Origin of the sequence: Vibrio sp. MED222 (genome assembly GCF_000153005.1) — a bacterium.
In the GTDB taxonomy this organism is placed as follows: domain Bacteria; phylum Pseudomonadota; class Gammaproteobacteria; order Enterobacterales; family Vibrionaceae; genus Vibrio; species Vibrio tasmaniensis_A.
The window spans coordinates 711,501-736,224 of record NZ_CH902608.1; the positions used below are offsets into that span (position 1 = coordinate 711,501).

Consider the following 24,724-nt stretch of genomic DNA (forward strand, 5'->3'; position numbering starts at 1 on the left):
CCCAAAGAACTCGCTGGATATATAGAAAGTAAAGCCAGCAATTACACCAGAGAGAATCCTTGCACCCATGGTCACGCTACGTAGAGGACCAAAGATAAACGACAACGCCATCAACATCATGACCGCTATCGAAATAGGTTGAGTAATCTTCCGCCACAAAGCTAGCTCATAACGTGCAGCATCTTGCTCTGATGCTTTGAGATAAGAAACATAATCATACAAGCCACTTAACGAAAGCTCTTCCGGTTTCACCGTCACTATCGCGAGTTTGTCTGGAGCTAACGATGTTTCCCAAGAGAAAGTCGGTAAACTCTCTTTAGTGACCTGGATTTCATTCTCAAAAGAGGTGACCTCAACATCGCGCATTGTCCAAACGTTGTCTCCAACGTAATCGACTTCTTTTGAGTATATGGCCGTTTTCAGAGCCTTGTTCTCATCATAGCGCCACATGTTTAAACCATAGAGCTTATCATCGTCTATTTTAACAATGAAAATGAAGTCGTTGGCATCTCGAGCCCAAACACCGCTTTGAGTAGAAATAATACTACCACCAGCAACCGAGATGGTTCTTAAATCACGAGCCATCTTCTGCGCTTGCGGAGCTCCCCACTGCCCAAGTAATGTCACTATCACCATTAACGGAATCGCAGTCTTAAGTACCGATAAACCAATATCTAACTTAGAGAAACCCGCGGCTTGCATAACCACAAGTTCAGAACTCGCAGCAAGCATACCAAGCCCAATCAATGCACCAAGCAATGCCGCCATTGGGAAGAACATTTCGATATCACGAGGAATACTCAATAAAACGAAATACAACGCTTGTAATAGATCGTATGTACCACGACCTACCTTCCGCAATTGCTCAACGTACTTGATAATTCCAGAGAGACCGACAAACGTCACCAATACCAGTGACGTGGTCGCGATGATGGTTCTGCCTATATATAAATCGAGAATCTTAAACACGGCTTAAGCCAACCTCTTATTCTTGAATTTTTCTTTCAAACGCCTAACAGGCACACTATCCATAAAGTTGGCACCAATCGCGACAAACAATAATAATGCATTGATTGGCCACATGCCTATTGCAGCAGGAATGTCCCCTTCTTCAATTGAAGATTTGGTTGCACTGATTGCCAAGAAGTAAGTCAAATAAATCAGGATTGCCGGACCTATTTTTGCAAAACGACCTTGTCGTGGATTAACTGCTGACAGCGGTACAACGAGCATAGTCAACAATGGGATACACAACACCAGTGACATGCGCCACTGCAATTCAGCCTTGGCACGATTATCTTGATTTCCAATAAGATCAATAGTTGGAATCGCTTCCCACTCTCGACCTTTCTTCTCTACTTCACGCTGACCAATTAAGCCTTCATACTCTTCAAAGTGCGTCACTCTATAATCAAGGCGAGAAGGCACTCCTTCATGACGAGTACCATCGTACATCACAATAACTTGGCGGCCATCGCTCAATTCTTTTACGTCTCCCGACTTAGAGAACATCACACTAGGAAGCACTGAGTCACGAGGTCGCATTTGAGAAACGAACACATTGTCTAATTGATTACCATCGATACCCTCTATAAACACAACTGAAGAACCATCGGGAGTCCTTGCAAATTTGCCTTTGGGTAGTAAATCGACGCTGTTCTCTGCAGCCACTTCCTCATACATTTGTTCTACTTTATCTTGTGACCACGGAGACAGCCAAAAGGAGTTAAAAGCAGCGACAGTTGCGGTAATCAACGCCAGATAAAGTGCTGATTGGATGAGGAATTTATTGCCAATACCCGTAGCATTCATCACCACAATCTCACTTTCGGCATAAAGGCGGCCAAAAGTCAGCAAAATGCCAATATAGATACTAAGTGGAAGCATCAAGAGCCCCATCGCTGGCATATTTAGACCCACGATCGATAATACAAGGCTTGCTGGAATATCACCATCAGAGGCGTCGGCTAAAACACTGATGAACTTTTGGCTGAGAAACACGAGAAAGAGAACAAAAAATATCGCAAATTGGCTCTTGATTGTCTCTCGGATCAAATATCTAACAATAATCACGCTCAAATTACCTATACAAAACTTGTTTTTTTGATTGAATCACTATAATTTCCCGTTGAACCTTTTATTTTTTAAATTTTTAGCTAAGTGTTAACGTTCTTCTTTAAGGTCAGTTCCATTATAGGATCCAACAAGTAAGAACCCATTATCCAACATTTAGTTCGATTTGTCTTCAGGATGTAGGAGTACGCATGGAGTTCAGTGTAAAAAGTGGCAGCCCAGAGAAACAGCGCAGCGCATGTATCGTTGTCGGTGTATTCGAACCGCGCCGCCTTTCTCCAGTAGCCGAGCAGTTAGATAAGATTAGCGATGGCTATATTAGTTCACTGCTTCGTCGCGGTGATCTAGAGGGTAAACCTGGCCAGATGCTACTACTGCATCAAGTACCTGGTGTACTTTCAGAACGTGTTCTGCTTGTAGGCTGCGGTAAAGAACGTGAGCTAGGCGAGCGTCAATATAAAGAAATTATCCAAAAAACCATCAGCACACTAAACGAAACAGGTTCTATGGAAGCAGTATGTTTCCTGACTGAACTGCACGTTAAAGGTCGTGATACTTACTGGAAAGTTCGCCAAGCAGTAGAAGCGACTAAAGATGGCCTTTACACTTTTGATCAATTCAAGAGTAATAAACCAGAGACTCGTCGTCCACTACGTAAACTGGTATTCAACGTACCAACTCGTCGTGAATTGAGCCTTGGTGAGAAAGCAATCTCTCACGGTCTTGCGATTGCTTCAGGTGTGAAAGCGTCTAAAGATCTAGGCAACATGCCACCTAACATCGCAAATCCTGCTTACCTTGCTTCTCAAGCTCGTCGCTTGGCCGATGATTACGAGACAGTGAAAACTAAGATCATTGGCGAAGAAGAGATGGAAAAGCTGGGTATGACTTCATACTTAGCGGTAGGCCGTGGTTCTAAGAACGAATCTATGATGTCTATCATGGAATATAAAGGTGCTGCTGACCCAGATGCAAAACCGATTGTTCTAGTCGGTAAAGGTCTTACTTTCGATTCAGGCGGTATTTCGCTTAAGCCTGGTGAAGGTATGGATGAGATGAAGTACGACATGTGTGGTGCGGCTTCTGTATTCGGTACAATGAAGGCACTAGCTAAACTGAACCTACCAATTAATGTAGTTGGTATCCTAGCAGTTGTGAAAACATGCCAGGCAGCAATGCTTACCGCCCAGGTGATATCCTAACGACCATGTCAGGCCAAACAGTTGAAGTGTTAAACACGGATGCTGAAGGTCGCTTGGTTCTATGTGATGCGCTTACTTACGTTGAACGCTTTGAACCAGACTGTGTTGTCGATGTAGCAACACTCACTGGCGCGTGTGTGATGGCGTTAGGTCACCACATCAGTGCTGTACTGTCTAATCACAACCCACTATCTCACGAGTTAGTGAATGCTTCTGAGCAAGCAAGTGACAGAGCATGGCGCATGCCAATGGCCGATGAATACCATGAGCAACTAACGAGTCCATTTGCAGATATGGCAAATATCGGTGGCCGACCTGCTGGTACAATCACAGCAGCATGTTTCTTATCTAAATTTGCTAAAAAGTACCACTGGGCACACATTGACAGTGCCGGCACAGCTTGGAAGTCAGGCGCAGCGAAAGGCTCGACAGGTCGTCCTGTCTCAATGCTTGTCCAATTCTTATTGAACCGCAGCGGCCATGAGACTGAAGAGCAATCTTCAAAATAATAGAAAGGGCCTACGGGCCCTTTTTTAATAAGCGTTATTTGCTAGCTCCTGTTGACCAAGTATGATTGGTTTCCACGATTCCAAGTTCGAGTATTCAGTATGCAGACTGCCACATTTTACATTGTGTCTTCAGACAGCCCACAAGCCGGCGAAGAGGGTTTTGCTCACTACGTGTTGTTTCTTGCTCAGCATTTTGCAAAACAAGGCGCTAAACTTTATCTCAACTGTAACGATAAAGTTCATGCTGAGCGTATCGCTGAAGTTTTTTGGCAGGTAGAGCCTACTGAATTTATCGCGCACAACTTGGTTGGCGAAGGTCCAAAATATTCAACGAATATTGAGATAGGCCATCAAGGAGTCAAACCTAATTGGAACCGCCAATTGGTAATAAATCTGGCCGATAATCATACAACCTTTGCGAACGCCTTTGCTCAGGTGATAGACTTCGTTCCTTGCGAAGAAAAAGCTAAGCAACTCGCTCGAGAAAGGTATAAAATTTACCGTCAGGCTGGATATCAGCTACAAACTATCGAGATTCAACATCCATAGTCAAACCTCATAGTTAAAGCTATCTTTGGATTTAGATTCAAGAAGCTTCACTTATGAAGTTTGACCACGATTAACCATTCACAGTATCCGTTATAAGAGCACTATGGAAAAGACATACAACCCAACATCAATCGAACAAGCTCTGTATAAGACTTGGGAAGAGAAAGGCTACTTTAAGCCACACGGTGACACATCAAAAGAAGCTTACAGCATCATGATCCCGCCACCGAACGTCACTGGTAGCCTACACATGGGTCACGCGTTCCAAGATACGATCATGGATACGCTTATCCGTGCTCAACGTATGAAAGGCAAAAACACGCTTTGGCAAGTGGGTACTGACCACGCTGGTATCGCAACTCAAATGGTTGTTGAGCGTAAGATCGCTGCTGAAGAAGGCAAAACAAAACACGACTACGGCCGTGAAGCTTTCATCGACAAGATCTGGGAATGGAAAGGCGAATCTGGTGGCACGATCACTCAACAACTTCGTCGTCTTGGTGCATCTGTAGACTGGGATCGTGAGCGATTCACTATGGATGACGGCCTATCAGCTGCGACTCAAGAAGTATTTGTTCGCCTATACGAAGAAGACCTAATCTATCGTGGTAAGCGTCTAGTAAACTGGGATCCTAAACTGCACACTGCAATTTCTGATCTTGAAGTTGAAAACAAAGACAAAAAAGGTTTCATGTGGCACTTCCGCTACCCACTAGCGAATGGTGTTAAAACCGCTGATGGCAAAGACTACATTGTCGTTGCAACTACACGTCCTGAAACCATGCTTGGTGATACAGGCGTTGCAGTTAACCCTGAAGATCCTCGCTACAAAGATCTTATCGGCAAAGAAATCCTGCTTCCTATCGTAAATCGTCTTATCCCTATCGTAGGTGATGAGCACGCTGACATGGATAAAGGCACGGGTTGTGTGAAAATCACGCCAGCTCATGACTTTAACGATTACGAAGTGGGCAAGCGCCATAGCCTACCAATGATCAACATCCTAACGTTCAACGGTGATATCCGTGATGCGGCTGAAATCTTCACAACGAACGGTGAAGAAAGCGATGTGTACTCAACAGAGCTTCCAGAAAAATACCAAGGTATGGAGCGCTTTGCAGCTCGTCGTGCAACGGTTGCTGAATTTGAAGAGCTAGGCCTACTTGAAGAAATCAAAGATCACGATCTAACCGTTCCTTACGGTGACCGTGGTGGTGTGGTTATCGAACCAATGCTGACGGACCAATGGTACGTGCGTACAGCGCCTCTTGCTGCTCCTGCTGTTAAAGCCGTTGAAGATGGTGAGATCCAATTCGTACCTAAGCAGTACGAAAACATGTACTTCGCGTGGATGCGTGACGTGCAAGACTGGTGTATCTCTCGTCAACTTTGGTGGGGCCACCGTATCCCAGCATGGTACGACAACGATGGTAAAGTTTACGTAGGTCGCACTGAAGAAGAAGTTCGTGAAAAGAACAACCTTTCACCGGTAATTGTTCTTAAGCAAGACAACGACGTTCTTGATACATGGTTCTCTTCTGCACTTTGGACGTTCGGCACACAAGGCTGGCCTGAAGATACTGAAGCAATGAAAACATTCCACCCATCAGAAGTACTAGTATCTGGTTTTGATATTATCTTCTTCTGGGTTGCTCGTATGATCATGATGACCATGCACTTCGTGAAAGACGAAGACGGCAAGGCTCAAGTACCTTTCAAAACAGTTTACATGACGGGCCTTATCCGTGATGAAAACGGCGACAAGATGTCTAAATCGAAAGGTAACGTACTTGACCCTATCGATATGATTGACGGCATCGGCCTTGAAGAGCTAGTAGAAAAGCGTTGTGGCAACATGATGCAACCTAAACTGGCTGCTAAGATCGAAAAAGCAACACGTAAGACTTTCGAAGATGGTATCGAACCATACGGTACTGATGCACTGCGTTTCACTCTTGCTGCTATGGCTTCAACTGGCCGTGACATCAACTGGGACATGAAGCGTCTTGAAGGTTACCGTAACTTCTGTAACAAGCTATGGAACGCAAGCCGTTACGTACTGATGAACACAGAAGAGCACGATTGTGGCATGTCACTGTCTGTTGAAGACCGTGCAAACATGGAATTCTCTCTAGCAGACAAGTGGATTGAATCTCAGTTTGAAGTTGCAGCGAAAGAATTTAACGCTCATCTAGACAACTACCGTCTAGACATGGCAGCAAACACGCTTTACGAATTCATCTGGAACCAATTCTGTGACTGGTACCTAGAGCTAACTAAACCTGTTCTTTGGAAGGGTACTGAAGCTCAACAACAAGCGACTCGTTACACGCTTATCACGGTTCTAGAGAAGACTCTGCGTCTTGCTCACCCTGTTCTTCCTTACATCACTGAATCTATCTGGCAAAGCGTTAAGCCGCTAGTAGGCGGCGTTGAAGGCGAGACCATCATGACTCAAGCGCTTCCTCAGTTTAATGAAGCTAACTTCAATGCTGAGATCGTTGACGACATCGAATGGGTTAAAACTTTCATCACAGCTATCCGTAACCTACGTGCGGAATACGACATTGCACCAAGCCAAGGCTTAGAAGTAATGATCAAAGTCGCTGATGAGAAAGATGCAGCTCGTATCGAAGCAAATAAGATCGTTCTTACTTCTCTAGCTAAGCTAGACGATATTAAAGTTCTAGCAGACGGCGAAGCGACCCCAGCTTGTGCAACTAAACTTGTTGGCAAATCTGAGCTGATGATCCCAATGGCGGGTCTTATCGACAAAGATGCTGAGCTTGCTCGTCTAAATAAAGAAGTAGCGAAGACTCACGGTGAGATTAAGCGTATCGAAGGTAAGCTAGGTAACGAAGGTTTTGTTGCTAAAGCACCAGAAGCGGTTATCGCGAAAGAGCGTGAAAAGCTTGAAGGCTACCAAGAAACTCTTGTTAAGCTAGAAGAGCAAAAAGCGACAATCGCTGCATTGTAATTGGTAAATTAACCTACCAATTCAAGCATATAAAAAGGGCAGATTATTCTGCCCTTTTTTGATCTTGTTAGTTATTACTATTGAACTCTTTTCAGTAAATCAATACGCTCTGTTAACTCAGGATGAGTCCTTAACCAAGCTGGTAACTCAGTCAGATGGTCAGAACTTCCTTGCAACAATTCAAACATCTCACTCATTGGCTTGTTGGTACCATGTATCAGCCACATCGAGTCCTCAGCATACCTATCAGCTTCGCGTTCCGCTTGCTGTGACTGACCATTGTTAGCAACAAATACACCAATTCCCGCTAAGTTATCAATCACTCCGGAACTCTCTCCGGTCAACAATGCGACAGAGATCGAGAGCAAGCTCGAACGCACAATGCTTTTCATGACATGCTGATGCTCTAAATGCCCCAATTCATGAAACAAAATACCATCCAATTGCTGCTGGGTTTCCATGAGCTTTACCAAGTCATCGAGCACAATAATAGTGTTATGGCTTAACGCAAAAGCATTTACTCCTAAATCGGAAGAGCGAAATAGTAAACGAACCTTTCCATCAATACCAAGCTCTCTTAAATGTCCTTCAAATCGCTGCCGAATTTTGCCCTGACGAGACAGATCTAATTCAGACGGCTCAAATAATTGCTTGTCCAGAGAAACTAAAACTCGCTCTTCTACCATTTTTGAGACCGGTTCAGGAAGATAAGCGACGACACGCTCAGTAATCCACGGAATACCATGAGTAAATGTTCCAACCGTCAAGGAAAGTATGACTACGCTGCAGATTACGAGCACTAGTGCGTTCTTTTCTAACTTTCCGACCCAACCATACTGGTTATGCTGCTTTAAAAATGTCGTTAGTTCATCACAAGGTTGAGCGACAAAAAGCCAACCATCAGGAAAAGTAATTTTACTTGGCGTTGAACCAACACCAACACTGACCTCGACCCTCTCAAGCCTCGCAGATATACGTTGCTCTCCGACATAAAGTACCAACATACCATCCAATGAAGTATCAAGCTTTGCCTCGCAGCGTTCAGAGCTGCGAGGCGGGTGAGCTAATCCCAATAACATTAGCCAATACCGAGATCGACATCAAAAGCTTGCGCCACTTCATCAGCAACAGCTGACTTCACATTAGAGTCTTGATCGCTAGCAACTAATAACTCTATGTCACCGTAAACAAAGGTATTATTAGCAAGATAGTTCGTCGTTCTTACCATAACCCAAGGTCGAGCAAGACCAATAGTCACAACTTGAAGTAAGAAATTAGTTACCACTACGCTCACATAACCTTTAACGGTCAACGTCGATGCAAAGCTAAATTCAGACGCAGCCTCTGAGTCTTTTCCTTCTAGAACCAATCGAGAGAATGTGTAGTTGCGCACTTTTACTTTAAGGTACGCACCAATCGCAAGACCGATAGCAATAAAGACCAAGTAGTACCCGATCATAAAGGTAGCAATATCGCTATGACTCATGATCTCAGTAAATGATTCAAGGTTACTAACTAGGTTTACGCCAACAATAGCAACAAAGCTCACCAAAACTAGAGCCATCAGCGCCAACCAAATCAGTGTCGCGATAATATAGGTTTTAAAGTAAAACGCATTTTTGTAATCCGCTTTGAACTGGCGTTCGCCATAGCGATAACCATTAGAGAAATAGTTTGCAATGCCAACCAACGACCACGCTTGTAGGCATACATAAGCAGGTAATAACACCAACGTTGCTAGCACGCCTGCCACTATGTTCAGCTTCATTGCAAACACAACCACACCAATTGCTGCAACAAATCCTAGAGTCGCTAAAGTACCGCGCCCTAGAATCGCCCAATACGCGCCTGCAATTGTTCCATTAAATGCAAAATGTACATTACGAAAGCTGGTCATCGCTGAATCAAAGCGAGCATTGCTACGAGACAATAAAGGTAACAGTAGTACAAATGCGACTATTAGCCCTAAAGACAACAAAGGTGAAACTTGTTCAGAAACAAACCAAATCACTACACAAACGACCGCAATAATACGCCCTTTTAGGATCTGCATTGGTTGCCCATGATATTCAAAGCTATCACCTGCGATCGACGTATGGCCGTAGAAATACCGCTTATTACGTACTTTTGCCCACGCCGAATAAATACCGAACGTGATCACTGATAGTAGAATGTTAACAATCCATATTCCAAAGTACTCTTTCCCTTTTCCACTAAAGAGAACCTTAGTTTCCAACTCTTTGTTTTCCATTTTAACTCCATCTGACGTTTATCATTAAACCATGTGCATCTTAGTGCTCATTGAGAGAATGCACGCTATAGAAACACGCCATGTTAATCAATAATTTGAGTGGATAAATCAAAGGGAGTTATCATAAACTTTACAAATACTAACAAAGGGTTGAATAACTCTTACTAAGGTATTTGTCACCATACAATTGCACTTAACTAGGGGTAATGTTATCTCTAGAATTCTTTAATAGCTTTTGCCTATCAAAACAATCTTAACTTCCCATTAGATTTAATGATAATAATTCTCAATAATAGTTCTATCGAAACAACACAACGACTGAGTAATTATCATGAAAAAGACACTAACCTTTGCCGCATTACATTTTACTATCGCATTTAGTGTCGCTTATGTACTAACAGGCGATATATTAATTGGTAGCTTAATCGCTATGATTGAGCCTTCTGTGAATACCGTCGCCTTCTATTTTCATGAAAAGGCTTGGGCTCAAGTTCCAGCGCTTAAAGCTCGTCAGTGGATGACTAAATTAAAAACAGCAAGCTTCGCTACTATCCACTTTAGTGTTGCCTTTACCGTTGTCTACTTATTGACTGGCGATGCCTTTGTTGGTGGTGTGATGGCAACGTTAGAACCCGCTTTGAATACCGTGGCTTACTACTTCCATGAGAAAGTTTGGCTACGAAAGGCAGAAAGCCAAACAACACAGCCACAGTTTTGTTTGCACCAACACGCTTAACCTAGAGAGTTCATTGTTGACATAGTTGCGGCGCGCAATTAAATTGTAGTTGTACATCGCAACCATATTGAGAGGCAACATGACTTCAGCACAACTTAGAGAATTATCACGTCAGCTCGTTCGACAGCTTGGAATGCTCGACAAAGATTGTGGTGATATTGCCCTACCTCCGATTCAAGCGCATACGCTTATCGAACTAGAGCAGCAGCCATTAACCGTGAATCAATTAGCGGATAAGCTCAATATTGATAAGTCCAACGCCAGTAGAGCAGTCAACAATCTAGCGAAGAACTCGTTAATTCAAACCTCGCCACACCCCAACGATAAGCGCAGTGTTGTTGCTTCAGTTACAGAACAAGGGATAAACACTCTTACCCAACTTCACAGTCAACAGAATCAGTTTTATGACTCGGTACTTGAGCGTTTAACGGAAGCGGAAACTCAACAAGTTTCGGGGGGAATTAAGCACTACCTTAAAGCACTGCAACAAAGCCACGCTTCAAGCGGTGTGGTGGTTCGTCCCCTACAACAGCAAGACAACACCGTAGTGGCCAATGTAATTCGCCAAGTCTCTTATGAGAACGGGCTAACCGAAGATAAAGGTTATGGTGTAGCAGATCCCACCTTAGAAGACATGTTTAGCGTTTATAACAATGAAAGATCTCAGTATTGGGTAATTGAACTTGATGGAAAGGTTGTCGGTGGTGGTGGATTTGCACCATTAGCAGGTATGCCAGAAGTCTGTGAACTGCAAAAGATGTACTTCTTGCCAGAAACAAGAGGCAGAGGCTTAGCGAAGAGGTTGGTTAATATGTCGATGGAGAAAGCTAAGGAACTGGGTTATCAACATATGTATCTAGAAACGACCGAATGCCTTAATGCCGCCGTAAAACTTTACGAAAAATTGGGCTTTGAACACCTTGATTCAGCTTGGGGAGAAACAGGCCATGACGCTTGTGAGGTTGTCATGGCCAAAACGCTATAATGTGTTTTTGAAATAGGGTTAGCGTCGGCAGTTCATCAGATGATAAGCAAGTGAGCGAATTGATTCCTTACGTAACGGGCTAATTAAATAACCGCTAACTACGCAAAAAATTACTCACGCAAGAGGCTGGATTCAAGGCTACGAAAGAACTCTCTTTTTGCCCATCGAGTTCCACTTCTAACTGATATAAATGCTTAGGGTTGGGCTTCTCAAGGTTAAATACCATTGGAGCCTCAACCTGAAACACAACACCCGTATGTTCTGCTCGCACATCAATCGGCATCACGAGAGTCATACCATTAAACTTGATTGATGCCGATATTAACCCTGGCTTTAGCGTTTGATAGATAACATCTACTTTAAACTCACAGCCACCACCGTGATGCCAGATTTGCTCGGTGACGACTTGCTCAAGCTTGACGTTACGAACGAACTGCAAATATGGAGCTTGCCAGATTCCAATCCGAGAATCTGATTTAGCGACGACCTGTGAAGGGATAGAGTCATCCATATCCTCTTCAAGCAACAGGCTCTCCTCTTCTTCAAGGAAAAGGATCTCAAAACGATTTCGACCAGGCTGCATATAAGGGCGGATGTCTTTACGATATTCAGCTTCGCTGCCATCACAGTCAAACACGGCAACGCCATTGAGTCGCACTTCTGCAAAGTAGTCAACGCCTGCGACGATTAGCTCAACAAATGGGCACGCCAACATGGCATCATCCACTTCGATGTCATGCATCAGGTGCCATTCTTGCTCTGCGATTTCCTCTTCACTCAAGCTATTAGGGAGCTTTGAGCTTAATGGAGCAGGAAAGGTAATGTCATCTTGTGGGATAGAGAGATCCGTCAGTGGCGAAATTTGCCAAAGACCATCGAGAGGTAGCCGCATGTCATTCCTTGAGCTAGATCAATTTTGACCGCATTATAATGAATGAATGCATATAAAGACATTTATTTTTCTGAGGACAAAAAAATGCCAGCTCAAGGCTGGCATTCTTTAAAACTGGGAGAGATTACTCTTCGTCTTCATCATCTTCGTCAGGGTAGATAGCATCTTCACCTTCGTAGTAAGTGCCCCAACCGTCGTAGATAATGTCAAACTTCTCTGCAAGATTTACAAGCTTCTCAACTTGCTCATCAATCGCTTCTGCGTTCAGAGTACACTGCATCGTTGCATCACAACAAAGTAGCTTGTTGCCATCTTCGTCTTCTGTCTCTTCAGCTTCAAGCACTTCAAAGCCCATTTTGAATGCTTCAACAACGGCTTTCTCAAGTACTGCGAAATCTTCAGCGAATAGGTGATGCTCGATATCGTATAGAGCTTCAGGATCGCTACCATCTTCGATTAGTGCTTCAATGATGTCGCGAGTCTCTCCTTTTTGAAATTCAATTAATTCCGCTACTGATAGATATTCATCTTCGTGAGACATGTGTCTGCTCCAGAGTGTTGACTATGAAAAGATCAAATTTGATTGCCACGAAATATGGCACGGATCGCCTAGAAAAGCCACCTAGATCAGGTGTAGAAGAGCAAGTTTATCGCTAGATAACAGAAGGGATATCAATTAAAAAGTGAAATCAAAATCACAGAAACAAATTTTCAACATATTATTAACTACCGTGTGTTTTAGCATTTCATTTTTATTGTTACTTTTAGCCTTACTCCTTCAAAATTGAGTGGTTAGTCATATCAGATGCATACTGCCGAACACTTCATCGATGCATAAAACCTCACTTATAAGTAAGTAACTGCATAAATTTTGAATGAAAAATCACGTTCACCAAGCAAAGTGGATTATCAAATCACTGAAATTAGAGCATAGATCCGCAAAAAGTTTGTTCCAGAACTCAGCCTTTCAGTTGGATTTTAATATTGACAATCACAAACAACTCAGCATTTAAAACCAAAAATATCAAAATAACATAACCTTTACACAAGTTTCAAAACTTGCATATTACGAACAAGCTTGTCATAAATAGACGCTGGATTAATAGTAAGGATGCAAAATGAGTAAGCTGTACGTTGGCTCCGAAGTCGGTCAATTAAGACGAGTTCTCCTAAATAGGCCTGAAAGGGCACTCACCCACCTCACCCCTTCTAACTGTCATGAGCTACTCTTTGATGATGTACTTGCAGTAGAAGCAGCAGGTGAAGAACACGATGCCTTTGCGACAACACTTCGTAACCAAGACGTTGAAGTGTTATTACTGCATGATCTACTGGTTGAGACACTCGCTGTAGCACAAGCTCGTGAGTGGCTGCTTAATACTCAAATCTCTGATTTCCGTTACGGCCCTACATTCGCACGTGATTTAAGAGAGTACCTTGCTCAAATGGACAATGAGCACTTGGCGACGATCCTACTTGGTGGTTTAGCCTACTCTGAGCTTCCTATTAAATCTTCGTCAATGCTACCGAAGATGCACCGCCCACTTGATTTCGTTATTGAGCCGCTACCTAACCATCTATTTACCCGCGATACTTCTTGCTGGGTTTATGGCGGTGTCTCTCTTAACCCTATGATGATGCCTGCTCGTCAACGAGAAACGAATCACTTGCGAGCAATATATCGCTGGCACCCTGTATTCGCAGGACAAGATTTCATTAAGTACTTCGGTGATGAAGATCTTCATTACGACAACGCCAATATTGAAGGTGGTGATGTACTGGTAATCGGTAAAGGCGCTGTTCTTATCGGTATTTCAGAGCGTACCAAGCCACAAGGTGTCGAAAACCTAGCTGCGAGTTTATTCAAGTCCGGTCAAGCTAAAGAAGTGATTGCGATTGATTTACCGAAGCACCGCTCTTGTATGCACCTTGATACGGTCATGACGCACATGGATATCGACACATTCTCTGTCTATCCAGAGATCGTTCGCAAAGACTTAGACACCTGGCGCTTAACGCCAAAAGAAAATGGCGAAATGCGAGTAGAGAAAGCTGAAAACTACCTAACAGCGATTGAAGGCGCACTGGACCTCGATCAACTGAAGATCATCACAACTGGTGGTGATAACTACGAAGCTGAACGTGAACAGTGGAATGACGCTAACAACGTACTGACAGTGAAACCGGGTACGGTTATCGGTTATGAGCGTAATGTTTACACCAATGAGAAATACGACAAAGCAGGCATCGAAGTTCTGACAATTCCAGGCAATGAACTGGGTCGCGGTCGTGGTGGCGCTCGTTGCATGAGCTGTCCTATAGAAAGAGACGGTATTTAACTCAAGTAGTTCAGTAAAGCGAACACATAACTTATCTAGGCCAGTACCATTGTACTGGCCTTTTTTATCAAATTAATAAAATAACTATTCACAAATATAGCATTTTTATGTTTAACTAAGTTCTTCATTGATTCTATATACCCAAGGAGCGAGAGATGGCATTTAATCTTCGCAATCGTAACTTTCTAAAACTTCTCGACTTTACTCCTAAAGAGATTCAGTTTTTACTCGACCTGTCTGCTTACCTTAAAAAGGCTAAGTATGCAGGTACAGAGCAAAAAAAGCTTAACGGTAAAAACATCGCTTTGATCTTTGAAAAAGCATCAACTCGAACTCGATGTGCCTTTGAGGTAGCTGCTTTTGATCAAGGAGCTCAAGTCTCTTATTTAGGCCCTTCTGGTTCTCAGATTGGTCAAAAAGAATCAATGAAAGATACCGCGCGTGTATTAGGTCGTATGTACGATGGTATTGAATATCGTGGTTTTGGCCAGAGTATTGTCGAAGATCTTGGCGCTTATGCTGGCGTTCCAGTGTGGAATGGCCTTACTGATGAGTTCCATCCAACTCAGATCTTGGCTGATTTCCTCACTATGCTTGAGCATGGTCGCGGTAAACATCTGCATCAAATCAGTTTTGCTTACCTAGGCGATGCACGCAACAACATGGGTAATTCTCTGTTAGTCGGTGCCGCGAAGATGGGTATGGATATTCGCCTTATTGCACCTAAAGCTTTCTGGCCAGAAGAACAGCTTGTCGAAGAATGCCAAGCAATTGCGCAAAATACAGGTGCACAAATAACGCTGACTGAAGACGTTGCCGAAGGCGTAAAAGGTTGTGATTTCCTTTACACCGATGTTTGGGTTTCTATGGGTGAAGCACCTGAAGCTTGGGACGAACGCGTGGCTGTGATGACACCTTACCAAGTGAATATGGATGTCATAAAGCTCACAGGTAACCCTCAAGTGAAGTTCATGCATTGCCTGCCAGCTTTCCACAACAATGAAACCGTGATCGGCCAGCAAGTCGCAGACAAATATGGAATGAACGGTTTGGAAGTAACAGACGAAGTATTTGAGTCCGACTACTCAATTGTGTTTGATGAAGCAGAGAATCGCATGCACACCATCAAAGCAGTAATGGTCGCGACACTTGGCCAATAGAGAATAATGAAAGTAAACAAAGCTTGATGTAATCGCTTGCGCTCACAAATTGAAAGCGTATAATTCTCGGCAATTTGTCTGAGAGTAGTGAAAATGACGCCAAGCAATGTTGTGATAAAACATAATGATATTGTGAAAACACATAATAAAATTGTGAAGACACCAAATATTGCTCGCAAGCTAGCATGCTTGCCAGGCCGTCTATTCTGCTTTTCAGCACTTTTTTAAAGCCTCCCATTATGGGGGGCTTTTTTATGGCCAATACATTATTGTGGGGAAGAAGATCATGGCGAATTCGCTCTATCAAAAGCACATCATCTCAATTCCAGAGCTTTCTCGTGAAGAGCTAGAATTAATTGTTCAAACGGCAGGTCAACTTAAAGCTGAACCAAACCCAGAACTCATCAAGAACAAAGTTGTTGCAAGCTGCTTCTTCGAACCTTCAACGCGAACTCGTCTCTCTTTTGAAACGGCTATTCAGCGCATCGGTGGTGATGTGATTGGTTTCGATAGCGGTGGTAACACGTCACTGGCGAAGAAAGGCGAAACGCTGGCAGACTCAGTACAGGTTATCTCTTCATACGTTGATGCTTACGTAATGCGCCACCCCCAAGAAGGCGCAGCGCGTCTGGCTTCTGAGTTCTCTAACGGTGTACCTGTGATTAACGCGGGCGACGGCGCAAACCAACACCCAACACAAACGCTATTAGACCTGTTCTCTATCGCCGAAACTCAAGGCCGCCTCGACAACCTTAACGTTGCATTCGTTGGTGATCTTAAGTACGGCCGTACGGTTCACTCACTAACTCAAGCACTAGCGAAGTTCGACAACATCTGTTTCTACTTCGTTGCTCCAGAAGCACTGGCGATGCCTGACTACATTTGTGAAGAGCTTGATGAAGCGGGTATTAAGTACCAACTGCTGACAGACATGGAAGATGTGATTCCAGAGTTGGATGTTCTGTACATGACTCGAGTTCAAAAAGAACGTTTTGATGAATCGGAATACGCGCACATCAAATCAGCGTACATCCTGACGGCTCCGATGTTGGAAAATGCACGTGATAACCTAAAGGTTCTTCACCCTCTTCCTCGTGTTGATGAAATTACGATTGATGTCGATAAAACGCCTTACGCTTACTACTTCCAGCAAGCTGAGAACGGTGTTTACGCACGTGAAGCATTGTTAGCCCTTGTTCTTAACGAAACGCTGTAGAGGAGAGATATCATGTCTAAAGAGACTCAATTAAAAGTTGAAGCAATCAAGAACGGAACGGTTATCGACCATATCCCAGCCAACATCGGGATCAAGGTACTCAAACTGTTCGACATGCATAACTCTAATCAGCGAGTAACGATTGGCCTAAACCTGCCATCCTCTGCTCTAGGCGGTAAAGACCTGCTCAAGATAGAGAATGTGTTTATCACTGAAGAACAGGCGAGCAAGTTAGCACTTTACGCGCCTCACGCGACCGTAAACCAAATCGAAGATTACGAAGTAGTTAAGAAGCTACCACTAGAACTTCCTGAGCAAATCAACGATGTGTTCGAGTGTCCAAACACCAACTGTATTACTCACAATGAACCCGTTGAAAGCAGCTTTAAGATCTTTGAAAAGAAAGAAGATATTCGATTGAAGTGTAAATACTGCGAAAAAGTCTTCTCTCGTGAGATCGTAACAGAAAGATAACGTCATACGGCAACGCCGATCGAACGCAAAAACTATTCAATACCTCGCCTGTGCGGGGTATTTTGCTCTTTACCTATCCTAAGTTTGAAGGCACACTAAAAATCGCTTTTTATCCAATAACTGATGGAATAACCAATGACTAAAGTACTTCACACAGAATCTGCTCCAGCTGCAATCGGCCCATACGTACAAGGTGTTGACCTTGGCAATATGGTTCTGACTTCTGGTCAAATCCCAGTAAACCCAGCAACTGGTGAAGTATCTGCTGATATCGCAGTGCAAGCTCGCCAATCTCTAGACAACGTTCAAGCGGTTGTTGAAGCTTCTGGCCTGACTGTAAAAGACATCGTAAAACTAACGGTATTCGTTAAAGACCTAAACGACTTCGGTACAGTAAATGAAGTTTACGGTAAATTCTTTGATGAGCACGGTGTTGCAAACTACCCTGCACGTTCATGTGTTGAAGTAGCGCGTCTGCCAAAAGATGTAGGTATCGAGATCGAAGCTATTGCGGTTCGCAAATAGGTTTTAATATCTAGAATAAACGGTTTCTAGTAAACAAATTGGCATAAAGCTGAGCGTTTATCAGATACAAAAAAAGGTTGCCCACTTGGCAACCTTTTTTATTGTTCATCGTTTCGCTTAGATGATTACTTCTTATTAAGCTCAACCACTTCTTTGTCTAACTCTTCAAGCTTCGCAGCCATCTGCTCACGAGCTAGGTTAGCCAGTTGACGAACATTAGACTTATCGTAATCTTCAGTGCTGATTGGTGGCAGCATTTCAACAATCACATGACCATTGTTCCAACGGTTCAGCTTCACGCCACCTGTTGAGCTACACACGATAGGGATAATAGGTAAGCCAGCGCCAATCGCAGCATGGAAAGCACCCGTTTTGAATGGCAACAAACCACGACCACGAGAACGAGTCCCCTCAGGGAACATCCATACTGAAACATCACTCTCTTTAAGGCTAGTAACCACTTGATCGATCGTACCTACCGCTTTGCTGCGGTTAGCCCGGTCGATTAGGATATTACCCGTCAACCAGTACAGCTGACCAAAAAGAGGCATCCACGCTAGGCTCTTCTTACCAACAGTCACAACCTTAGGTGTTACCGCAGATGAAATCGTGAATAGATCCCAGCTATTTTGGTGGTTTGCAACGTAAACATGTTGGCCACGAGAGTAAGCATCTTCCGGGATACGAAGCTCTAACTTCATACCAAAGATTTTCGACATGCGACCGAAATAACGACCAAAGGTAAATACGTGTTTCGGGTTACGTGGGCTTAGTAAACAGTAACCACACCCAAATACAAACATAAGAATCGCAAATATCGCCACTGCGAAAATACGTAATATTGCTATCATTTTGTTCCTCACAACCACCAAGTTGATTCATCTATTTGCACAAAATAGGCAATAGATTCACTGGCGGTAAATACAACTATAAAAAAGCCGAAACCAAGGTTCCGACTTTTCTGTTTTCATCTTACTGATTCATGAACTCACTAACCTAAGTTAGTTCGACTCGCTAAACCGTGTAATGTTTGCGCCTAAGGCTGACAATTTATCTTCAATCTTATCGTAGCCACGATCGATGTGATAAATACGGTCAACGATGGTTTCACCTTGAGCGATACAACCAGCAATAACAAGGCTCGCAGATGCGCGAAGGTCCGTTGCCATTACTTGAGCGCCGCTCAATTTTTTGGTTTCACCACAAATAGCAGTGTTGCCTTCTATTTCCGCTTTTGCTCCCATTCGCTGTAGTTCAGGAATGTGCATAAAGCGGTTTTCAAAGATAGTCTCAGTGATTACACCACTGCCCTTCGCCATCATGTTAAGCAGGGTAAACTGTGCTTGCATGTCGGTTGGGAAGCCTGGGTGAGGTGCCGTTACGATTTTCACCGCTTTCAACTCACGAACAGTCATATCAAGGCTGATCCAACCTTCGCCCGTTTCAACCTTCGCTCCCGCTTCTTCAAGCTTCGCTAAGGCAGCTTCAAGAAGATGAGCATTGGTGTTGCGACAAACCACTTTACCGCCAGAAACCGCAGCAGCAACCAGGAAGGTACCCGTTTCAATACGGTCTGCAACCACAGAGTGTTGGCCACCACCAAGACGCTCAACGCCTTCGATAGTAATCGTATCTGTACCTGCACCAGAAATTTTAGCTCCTAGTTTGTTTAGGAAATCAGCCGTATCAACAATCTCAGGCTCACGCGCTGAATTATCTAACACAGTTGTACCTTCCGCTAGCGTTGCTGCACACATGATAGTAATGGTGGCACCCACACTTACTTTATCCATCACGATGTGCGCGCCTTTCAAACGGCCGTCAACACTTGCTTTTACATAACCATCTTCCAATACAATGGTCGCACCTAGTTGCTCTAGGCCATGGATATGTAAATCAACAGGTCGAGCACCAATAGCACAACCGCCCGGAAGTGACACTTGGCCTTCACCAAAACGAGCGACTAAAGGACCTAAAGCCCAAATAGAAGCGCGCATTGTTTTTACTAAATCGTAAGGTGCACAAAATTCATTAATTTCGCTGCCATCAACATGAACACTACCATTGCGTGATACTTTTGCGCCTAAACGCTTAAGCAATTCCATCGTAGTATCGATGTCACGTAGGTGAGGAACATTACTCACTTCAACCGGCTCTTCAGCTAGAATTGAAGCAAATAGGATTGGTAGGGCTGCATTTTTTGCGCCTGAGATCGTCACTTCACCGCTTAGCGGCTTATCCGATCCAATAACTCGAAACTTTTCCATCATAAACCTTAAAGTGACATCAGTTTCTTATCACGTTCCCACTCTTCCGGCGTGAAAGCCTTAATAGAAAGAGCATGGATATCATTGCGTTGAATGTATTCCATTAGTGGGCCGTAGATTAGTTGCTGCTTCTTAACTCGATTCATGCCGTCAAAACATGGATCAACCGCAACAACTTCGTAATGACTGCCTTCACCCTTCACGATAATTTCCTGAAGGTTCAGAGCCTCTGCTAATAATTCTTGTACTTTTGTGCTGTCCACAAATAGCTCCTGCCTAATTTTTTATGTGTTCTGCCATCATTGGCTGGATATTGCTCAATTGGAACAACGTTCGTAATTGTTCTGGCACGAAACTGAGCATTATATGACAGTTTTGATTTTTTGCATGCTCTAATAAGTGAATTAGCATCACCATTCCTGCTGAATCGACTCGATTTATATGGCTAAGGTCAATTTCAACGCTCGATTCCGTCGTTTGCCACTTTTCCAATATACGCCAGATTGCAGGTACACTATCTCGATCTATATCACCAAGAAGTTGATATTCTTTAGAGCTTAGCGCTTGCCATTGAGAATGGCTCATTATTTATTACTCTCAAAACGAATCGGTTGAGAAGCCAGTTTCTCGAGTTCGTCAGCTACTTGTAAGATGCCTTCTTGACGAATCTTAGTGTTCCACTCAGACTTCTTGCTTGATAGCAGGCTTATACCTTCGGCAACCATATCAAATGCCTTCCACTCACCTGACTTCTTATCTTTGCGCAGTTTAAACTCAAGGTTAATGTTTGGTCGAGGCGTATCAATGATATCAACCTTAATACTGGTAATACGGCTATCTGTTTTAATTGTTGGTTCTGGACCAAATTTAATCGTCTGATCTGTATATTGAGTTAACACTTGAGCATAAGAAGAAACGAGATATTTACGAAATGCATCAATAAATACGCGCACGTCTCCTCTATCAGCACCTTTCAAGTTCGGCCCTAGCAACTTCAGCGCCGCATATTGAGCATTCACATAAGGCATCAACTCTTCTTCCACGATGACCTTCAGTAACTCTGGATCTTGTTGGATATTCTCTTGCTCGTTCTTCAAACGGGCGAAAGCCTCTTCTGCAACTTGAGTCATCATCTGATAAGGCTGAGTTCGATCAATCGGTTTTGCCGAAAAAGCTGGAGTCGACATCAGCAAAGCGACAGCTGTCAGAAGCAGTCTTTTCAATAAGTAATTAGTCTTCAATAAATTATTCGTCTTTAACATGAGCCTACTCCTTAGCTTCGCTATTATCAGAGCCACCGACGCTATACAGCACTTGACCAATCAAATCTTCTAATACTAATGCCGACTTGGTGTCTTCGATAGAATCACCATCAACCAACATCTCTTCATCTTCAAAGATGAAGCCTGGAACTAAGCTGATGTACTGCTCACCGATCAAGCCCGACGTTAAGATTTGAGCACTAGAGGTATCAGGAAATTGTGAGTACTTCGCATCAATAGACAGTTCAACCACAGGAAGGTAGCTCTCAGTATCAAGTTCAATACTTTGAACTCGACCAACAACGACGCCCCCCACCTTTACTGGTGAGCGAACCTTTAGGCTGCCAATATTGTCAAAGGTCGCTTTTAGGTTATAAGTATGGTTTGAACCTATACCTTTTACGTCAGCGACTTGAAAGATCATGATTAAGATTGCGCAAATTCCGGCAATAACAAAGGTGCCGACCCATAATTCTAATTTTCGAGTTTGTTGCATGATTAATTCCCAAACATCAATGCGGTAAGAACAAAATCTAGCCCTAATACCGCTAGAGAAGAGTGTACTACTGTGCGTGTGGTTGCCTGACTAATACCTTCGGATGTCGGTACTGCATCATAACCATTAAAAAGTGCGATCCAAGTTACGGTGATAGCGAAGACCATGCATTTGATCATACTGTTACCAATATCACGGCCAAGCTCAACGGAAGACTGCATCGCAGACCAGAAACTGCCGTGGTCAATACCTTTCCAATCCACACCGACTAACTGAGCACCCCAAATCCCGACCGCCATAAAAATCATAGCGAGCAGTGGCATAGAAATAAGGCCGGCCCAGAGACGTGGCGCAATAATGCGTTTAAGAGGATCAACCGCCATCATCTCAAGGCTAGAGATCTGTTCAGTAGCTTTCATTAAGCCGATTTCAGCCGTTAATGCTGAACCCGCACGACCAGCAAACAGAAGTGCTGTCACCACAGGGCCCAATTCCCGTAACAACGAGAGCGCGACCATTTGCCCAAGGTTACCCTCTGCGCCATAGTCGATTAATACGACATAGCCCTGCAGACTGAGTACCATGCCAATAAACAAGCCTGAAACTAAAATGATAGCCAATGACTGAACGCCAACGCTATAAAATTGTTTAACTAATAGAGGGAAATTTTTTAGTTTCGGGATGCCAAACAAAGCCCCAAATAGCATTAGGCTTGCTCGACCAAATGACTCACAGATCGCAAGTGCGCGCTTACCGACACCCGCAATAGTTTTAGCAATCATATTCAAACAAATCCTTTTCTAAGCTATTTGCAGGAAACCTAAATGGCACAGGGCCATCCGATTCACCTTGCAAAAATTGCTGCACTCTTGGGTCGCTGTTGTTGTACAACTCATCAGGAGAACCTGCAGCAATAATTTTCCCATCAGCCATCAAATAAACCCAATCAGCAATGCTCATCACCTCAGGGACATCATGAGAAACGACAATAGAGGTTAAACCCAAGGCTTGATTGAGGTTACGAATCAACTCAACCAAAACACCCATGGTGATTGGATCTTGGCCAACAAAAGGCTCATCATACATAATAAGTTCTGGGTCCAATGCGATCGCACGGGCCAACGCCGCTCGTCTCGCCATACCACCAGACAACTCACTCGGCATTAATTGCGCCGCGCCTCGCAACCCTACCGCCTCAAGCTTAAGCAATACAATGGTACGAATGAATTTTTCGTTAAGTTCAGTGTGCTCTCGCAAAGGAAACGCCACATTATCAAAGACATTTAGATCCGTGAAAAGTGCCCCCGATTGGAAAAGCATGCTCATTTTCTTACGTGCTTGATATAGCTTTCGACGTGGCAATGCAGGGATGTTGTCGCCATCAAACCAAATTTCACCTTCATCTGGTGGTAATTGTCCACCAATCAGACGTAATAAGGTTGTTTTGCCGATCCCTGACGGCCCCATGATCGCGGTTATTTTTCCTTGAGGAACTTCTAAACTGATGTCATCAAAGATAATTCGTTCACCGCGTGAGAAGCTGAGATTCTTAACTTTCACAAGCTCAGTGTTCAACATACTTTTGTTGTTTCCTTGCTTTAAAAACGCCAATTATGACTGCAATAATAATGAGTCTACTTTAGAATTAAAAGCGCTGTTCAATTAATTATTAAAAACAGAAAACAAAGGCAGGGATTTGAAAGCATTGAGAAATTCATTCCTCAACAACATTTCTTTACCACTAACTAGCAATTAATTTGTCGAGTGACTTCCCTTTTATCTAGCAACAAGTCAAAATTAGCGGTTAATTCTCCGTTTTTTATTAATTTTTAGGAATCATCATGCTTGAAGCGATTGCGTTTCTTATTATCGGTCTAGGTTTTTTGGTGTGGAGTGCAGATAAGCTGGTATACGGTGCCGCAGCTCTTGCTCGCAACTTCGGTATTTCACCACTAGTTATCGGTATGACAATCTTAGCAATGGGATCTTCAGCCCCTGAAATGATGGTTTCTGCGACAGCAGCCCTTGATGGTAAAACAGATACGGCGGTAGGTAACGTATTAGGCTCAAACATCGCTAACATCGCGCTGATTTTAGGTATTACAGCCCTTATCAAGCCATTATCGATTAGCTCTGGTGTGATTCGTCGTGAACTACCTTTAATGATAGGTGTCACTCTATTAGCGGGCGCACTGCTTTGGGATAATCACTTAGGTTTCTATGAAGGTGTGTTGTTGTTTGTTCTTTTTGCCGCTTTCTTATTTGCGATGCTGCAAATCAGCCGTAGTGAGAAAAAGAACGGTGATGCCTTTCTTGACGAACAAGAATCTGAAGTTCCTGAAGGCGTGAGCAACCCCAAAGCCGCAATGTGGGTGGTGGTTGGCCTGATTATTCTACCTCTAGCGGCCAACATGTTGGTTGATAACGCGGTTGTAATCGCGAAGTTCTTTGGTATGAGCGACCTTGTGATTGGTTTAACCATTATTGCCGTTGGCACAAGTTTACCTGAACTTGCAGCATCACTAGCTGGTGTTATGAAAGGTGAAGATGATATGGCTGTGGGTAATATCATTGGCTCAAACGTATTCAACATCCTTGCCGTGATGGGTATCCCAGGCATCCTAAACCCTTCAATCTTGAGCGAGTTTGCAATGGGTCGTGACTTCTGGGTAATGCTAGGCGTATCACTACTTCTTGTTATCATGGCACTAGGAAAATCTCGTAGCGTGAATCGTATCGAAGGCGGCGTGTTAATCGTGACGTTTGTGGCATATCAAAGTTACCTACTAATGAACATGTCAGCTTAATTGT

Annotated in this window: 24 protein-coding genes and 1 pseudogene; 11 read left to right on the forward strand and 14 right to left on the reverse strand. The window is 43.6% G+C overall.

Annotated elements, in window-relative coordinates; all coding sequences use genetic code 11:
- On the reverse strand, positions 1 to 969 hold a 969-nt coding region (gene lptG, locus MED222_RS07455; protein ID WP_009847715.1), incomplete at its 3' end, for an LPS export ABC transporter permease LptG.
- Between the two features lie 3 nt (positions 970 to 972).
- Complete coding sequence (gene lptF, locus MED222_RS07450) at positions 973 to 2,073, reverse strand: LPS export ABC transporter permease LptF (RefSeq protein ID WP_009847716.1); 1,101 nt, start codon at positions 2,071 to 2,073, stop codon at positions 973 to 975.
- A gap of 191 nt (positions 2,074 to 2,264) precedes the next feature.
- On the opposite strand from lptF, the pseudogene pepA reads away from it, so the two are divergent.
- From pepA to MED222_RS07440, 3 genes and pseudogenes are all read left to right on the forward strand, one after another.
- Positions 2,265 to 3,784, forward strand: a pseudogene (pepA, locus tag MED222_RS21560) (leucyl aminopeptidase).
- Between the two features lie 99 nt (positions 3,785 to 3,883).
- The gene (locus tag MED222_RS07445) at positions 3,884 to 4,333 is read left to right on the forward strand and encodes a DNA polymerase III subunit chi (protein ID WP_009847719.1); all 450 of its coding nucleotides are present in this window, start codon (positions 3,884 to 3,886) and stop codon (positions 4,331 to 4,333) included.
- Positions 4,334 to 4,436: 103 nt separating this feature from the next.
- Complete coding sequence (locus tag MED222_RS07440; protein WP_009847720.1) at positions 4,437 to 7,310, forward strand: valine--tRNA ligase; 2,874 nt, start codon at positions 4,437 to 4,439, stop codon at positions 7,308 to 7,310.
- Positions 7,311 to 7,387: 77 nt separating this feature from the next.
- On the opposite strand, the gene MED222_RS07435 is transcribed toward MED222_RS07440, so the two are convergent.
- Together MED222_RS07435 and MED222_RS07430 are read right to left on the reverse strand one after the other, a co-directional pair.
- Entirely contained in the window at positions 7,388 to 8,389 is a 1,002-nt protein-coding gene (locus MED222_RS07435; protein WP_009847721.1) for a M48 family metallopeptidase, read from the reverse strand.
- Positions 8,389 to 9,561 carry a YjgN family protein gene (locus tag MED222_RS07430; protein WP_009847722.1) on the reverse strand — a complete coding sequence of 391 codons (1,173 nt, stop codon included), beginning with the start codon at positions 9,559 to 9,561 and terminating at the stop codon, positions 8,389 to 8,391. Before MED222_RS07430 ends, MED222_RS07435 begins: the two co-directional genes overlap by 1 nt.
- 331 nt (positions 9,562 to 9,892) lie before the next feature.
- On the opposite strand from MED222_RS07430, the gene MED222_RS07425 reads away from it, so the two are divergent.
- Together MED222_RS07425 and MED222_RS22060 are read left to right on the forward strand one after the other, a co-directional pair.
- Complete coding sequence (locus MED222_RS07425) at positions 9,893 to 10,297, forward strand: DUF2061 domain-containing protein (RefSeq protein WP_009847723.1); 405 nt, start codon at positions 9,893 to 9,895, stop codon at positions 10,295 to 10,297.
- 79 nt (positions 10,298 to 10,376) lie between these two features.
- On the forward strand, positions 10,377 to 11,282 hold the full coding sequence (locus MED222_RS22060; RefSeq protein WP_009847724.1) for a bifunctional helix-turn-helix transcriptional regulator/GNAT family N-acetyltransferase: 906 nt from the start codon (positions 10,377 to 10,379) through the stop codon (positions 11,280 to 11,282).
- A gap of 94 nt (positions 11,283 to 11,376) precedes the next feature.
- Here MED222_RS22060 and MED222_RS07420 read toward each other — a convergent pair whose 3' ends face one another.
- Both MED222_RS07420 and rraB read right to left on the reverse strand, forming a co-directional pair.
- Positions 11,377 to 12,174 carry a glycosyl hydrolase 2 galactose-binding domain-containing protein gene (locus tag MED222_RS07420; RefSeq protein WP_009847725.1) on the reverse strand — a complete coding sequence of 266 codons (798 nt, stop codon included), beginning with the start codon at positions 12,172 to 12,174 and terminating at the stop codon, positions 11,377 to 11,379.
- Between the two features lie 124 nt (positions 12,175 to 12,298).
- On the reverse strand, positions 12,299 to 12,715 hold the full coding sequence (gene rraB, locus MED222_RS07415; RefSeq protein ID WP_004735324.1) for a ribonuclease E inhibitor RraB: 417 nt from the start codon (positions 12,713 to 12,715) through the stop codon (positions 12,299 to 12,301).
- Between the two features lie 577 nt (positions 12,716 to 13,292).
- Here rraB and arcA point away from each other — a divergent pair.
- From arcA to MED222_RS07390, 5 genes are all read left to right on the forward strand, one after another.
- Complete coding sequence (gene arcA / locus MED222_RS07410; RefSeq protein WP_009847726.1) at positions 13,293 to 14,513, forward strand: arginine deiminase; 1,221 nt, start codon at positions 13,293 to 13,295, stop codon at positions 14,511 to 14,513.
- A 155-nt stretch (positions 14,514 to 14,668) separates the two neighbouring features.
- A complete protein-coding gene (locus tag MED222_RS07405) occupies positions 14,669 to 15,673 on the forward strand; it encodes an ornithine carbamoyltransferase (protein WP_009847727.1) in 1,005 nt (334 codons plus the stop codon).
- A gap of 286 nt (positions 15,674 to 15,959) precedes the next feature.
- Entirely contained in the window at positions 15,960 to 16,889 is a 930-nt protein-coding gene (gene pyrB, locus MED222_RS07400) for an aspartate carbamoyltransferase (protein WP_009847728.1), read from the forward strand.
- A 12-nt stretch (positions 16,890 to 16,901) separates the two neighbouring features.
- Positions 16,902 to 17,363 (forward strand): aspartate carbamoyltransferase regulatory subunit, encoded by a 462-nt coding sequence (pyrI, locus tag MED222_RS07395; protein ID WP_004735320.1) that lies wholly within the window; start codon positions 16,902 to 16,904, stop codon positions 17,361 to 17,363.
- Positions 17,364 to 17,498: 135 nt separating this feature from the next.
- Positions 17,499 to 17,888, forward strand: coding sequence for a RidA family protein (locus tag MED222_RS07390; protein WP_009847729.1), 390 nt, complete (start codon positions 17,499 to 17,501; stop codon positions 17,886 to 17,888).
- Between the two features lie 125 nt (positions 17,889 to 18,013).
- On the opposite strand, the gene MED222_RS07385 is transcribed toward MED222_RS07390, so the two are convergent.
- The 8 genes from MED222_RS07385 to mlaF form a co-directional block, all read right to left on the reverse strand.
- The gene (locus MED222_RS07385; protein ID WP_004735318.1) at positions 18,014 to 18,739 is read right to left on the reverse strand and encodes a 1-acylglycerol-3-phosphate O-acyltransferase; all 726 of its coding nucleotides are present in this window, start codon (positions 18,737 to 18,739) and stop codon (positions 18,014 to 18,016) included.
- A gap of 150 nt (positions 18,740 to 18,889) precedes the next feature.
- On the reverse strand, positions 18,890 to 20,155 hold the full coding sequence (murA, locus tag MED222_RS07380; RefSeq protein ID WP_009847730.1) for a UDP-N-acetylglucosamine 1-carboxyvinyltransferase: 1,266 nt from the start codon (positions 20,153 to 20,155) through the stop codon (positions 18,890 to 18,892).
- Between the two features lie 8 nt (positions 20,156 to 20,163).
- A complete protein-coding gene (gene ibaG / locus MED222_RS07375; RefSeq protein ID WP_004738686.1) occupies positions 20,164 to 20,418 on the reverse strand; it encodes a BolA family iron metabolism protein IbaG in 255 nt (84 codons plus the stop codon).
- A 13-nt stretch (positions 20,419 to 20,431) separates the two neighbouring features.
- Positions 20,432 to 20,740, reverse strand: a complete 309-nt coding sequence (locus MED222_RS07370; protein ID WP_004735315.1) for an STAS domain-containing protein — start codon at positions 20,738 to 20,740, stop codon at positions 20,432 to 20,434.
- Entirely contained in the window at positions 20,740 to 21,417 is a 678-nt protein-coding gene (locus MED222_RS07365; protein ID WP_009847731.1) for an MlaC/ttg2D family ABC transporter substrate-binding protein, read from the reverse strand. The genes MED222_RS07370 and MED222_RS07365 overlap by 1 nt, the downstream gene beginning before the upstream one ends.
- 4 nt (positions 21,418 to 21,421) lie before the next feature.
- Positions 21,422 to 21,913: an outer membrane lipid asymmetry maintenance protein MlaD gene (gene mlaD / locus MED222_RS07360; RefSeq protein WP_009847732.1), complete on the reverse strand. Its 492-nt coding sequence runs from the start codon at positions 21,911 to 21,913 to the stop codon at positions 21,422 to 21,424.
- A 2-nt stretch (positions 21,914 to 21,915) separates the two neighbouring features.
- Entirely contained in the window at positions 21,916 to 22,695 is a 780-nt protein-coding gene (mlaE, locus tag MED222_RS07355) for a lipid asymmetry maintenance ABC transporter permease subunit MlaE (RefSeq protein ID WP_009847733.1), read from the reverse strand.
- Positions 22,685 to 23,491 (reverse strand): phospholipid ABC transporter ATP-binding protein MlaF, encoded by an 807-nt coding sequence (gene mlaF / locus MED222_RS07350; protein ID WP_009847734.1) that lies wholly within the window; start codon positions 23,489 to 23,491, stop codon positions 22,685 to 22,687. The genes mlaE and mlaF overlap by 11 nt, the downstream gene beginning before the upstream one ends.
- A 263-nt stretch (positions 23,492 to 23,754) precedes the next feature.
- Here mlaF and MED222_RS07345 point away from each other — a divergent pair, with 263 nt between their 5' ends.
- A complete protein-coding gene (locus MED222_RS07345; RefSeq protein WP_009847735.1) occupies positions 23,755 to 24,720 on the forward strand; it encodes a calcium/sodium antiporter in 966 nt (321 codons plus the stop codon).
- The last annotated feature ends 4 nt before the right edge of the window (positions 24,721 to 24,724 follow it).

Bases quoted from the DNA above. Each gene is read 5' to 3' on its own strand.
- MED222_RS07445 (WP_009847719.1), top strand. From the start codon at position 3,884: ATGCAGACTGCCACATTTTACATTGTGTCTTCAGACAGCCCACAAGCC.
- MED222_RS07440 (WP_009847720.1), top strand. From the start codon at position 4,437: ATGGAAAAGACATACAACCCAACATCAATCGAACAAGCTCTGTATAAG.
- MED222_RS07435 (WP_009847721.1), bottom strand. From the start codon at position 8,389: ATGTTATTGGGATTAGCTCACCCGCCTCGCAGCTCTGAACGCTGCGAG.
- MED222_RS07430 (WP_009847722.1), bottom strand. From the start codon at position 9,561: ATGGAAAACAAAGAGTTGGAAACTAAGGTTCTCTTTAGTGGAAAAGGG.
- MED222_RS07425 (WP_009847723.1), top strand. From the start codon at position 9,893: ATGAAAAAGACACTAACCTTTGCCGCATTACATTTTACTATCGCATTT.
- MED222_RS22060 (WP_009847724.1), top strand. From the start codon at position 10,377: ATGACTTCAGCACAACTTAGAGAATTATCACGTCAGCTCGTTCGACAG.
- MED222_RS07420 (WP_009847725.1), bottom strand. From the start codon at position 12,174: ATGCGGCTACCTCTCGATGGTCTTTGGCAAATTTCGCCACTGACGGAT.
- rraB (WP_004735324.1), bottom strand. From the start codon at position 12,715: ATGTCTCACGAAGATGAATATCTATCAGTAGCGGAATTAATTGAATTT.
- arcA (WP_009847726.1), top strand. From the start codon at position 13,293: ATGAGTAAGCTGTACGTTGGCTCCGAAGTCGGTCAATTAAGACGAGTT.
- MED222_RS07405 (WP_009847727.1), top strand. From the start codon at position 14,669: ATGGCATTTAATCTTCGCAATCGTAACTTTCTAAAACTTCTCGACTTT.
- pyrB (WP_009847728.1), top strand. From the start codon at position 15,960: ATGGCGAATTCGCTCTATCAAAAGCACATCATCTCAATTCCAGAGCTT.
- pyrI (WP_004735320.1), top strand. From the start codon at position 16,902: ATGTCTAAAGAGACTCAATTAAAAGTTGAAGCAATCAAGAACGGAACG.
- MED222_RS07390 (WP_009847729.1), top strand. From the start codon at position 17,499: ATGACTAAAGTACTTCACACAGAATCTGCTCCAGCTGCAATCGGCCCA.
- MED222_RS07385 (WP_004735318.1), bottom strand. From the start codon at position 18,739: ATGATAGCAATATTACGTATTTTCGCAGTGGCGATATTTGCGATTCTT.
- murA (WP_009847730.1), bottom strand. From the start codon at position 20,155: ATGGAAAAGTTTCGAGTTATTGGATCGGATAAGCCGCTAAGCGGTGAA.
- MED222_RS07370 (WP_004735315.1), bottom strand. From the start codon at position 20,740: ATGAGCCATTCTCAATGGCAAGCGCTAAGCTCTAAAGAATATCAACTT.
- MED222_RS07365 (WP_009847731.1), bottom strand. From the start codon at position 21,417: ATGTTAAAGACGAATAATTTATTGAAGACTAATTACTTATTGAAAAGA.
- mlaD (WP_009847732.1), bottom strand. From the start codon at position 21,913: ATGCAACAAACTCGAAAATTAGAATTATGGGTCGGCACCTTTGTTATT.
- mlaE (WP_009847733.1), bottom strand. From the start codon at position 22,695: ATGATTGCTAAAACTATTGCGGGTGTCGGTAAGCGCGCACTTGCGATC.
- mlaF (WP_009847734.1), bottom strand. From the start codon at position 23,491: ATGTTGAACACTGAGCTTGTGAAAGTTAAGAATCTCAGCTTCTCACGC.
- MED222_RS07345 (WP_009847735.1), top strand. From the start codon at position 23,755: ATGCTTGAAGCGATTGCGTTTCTTATTATCGGTCTAGGTTTTTTGGTG.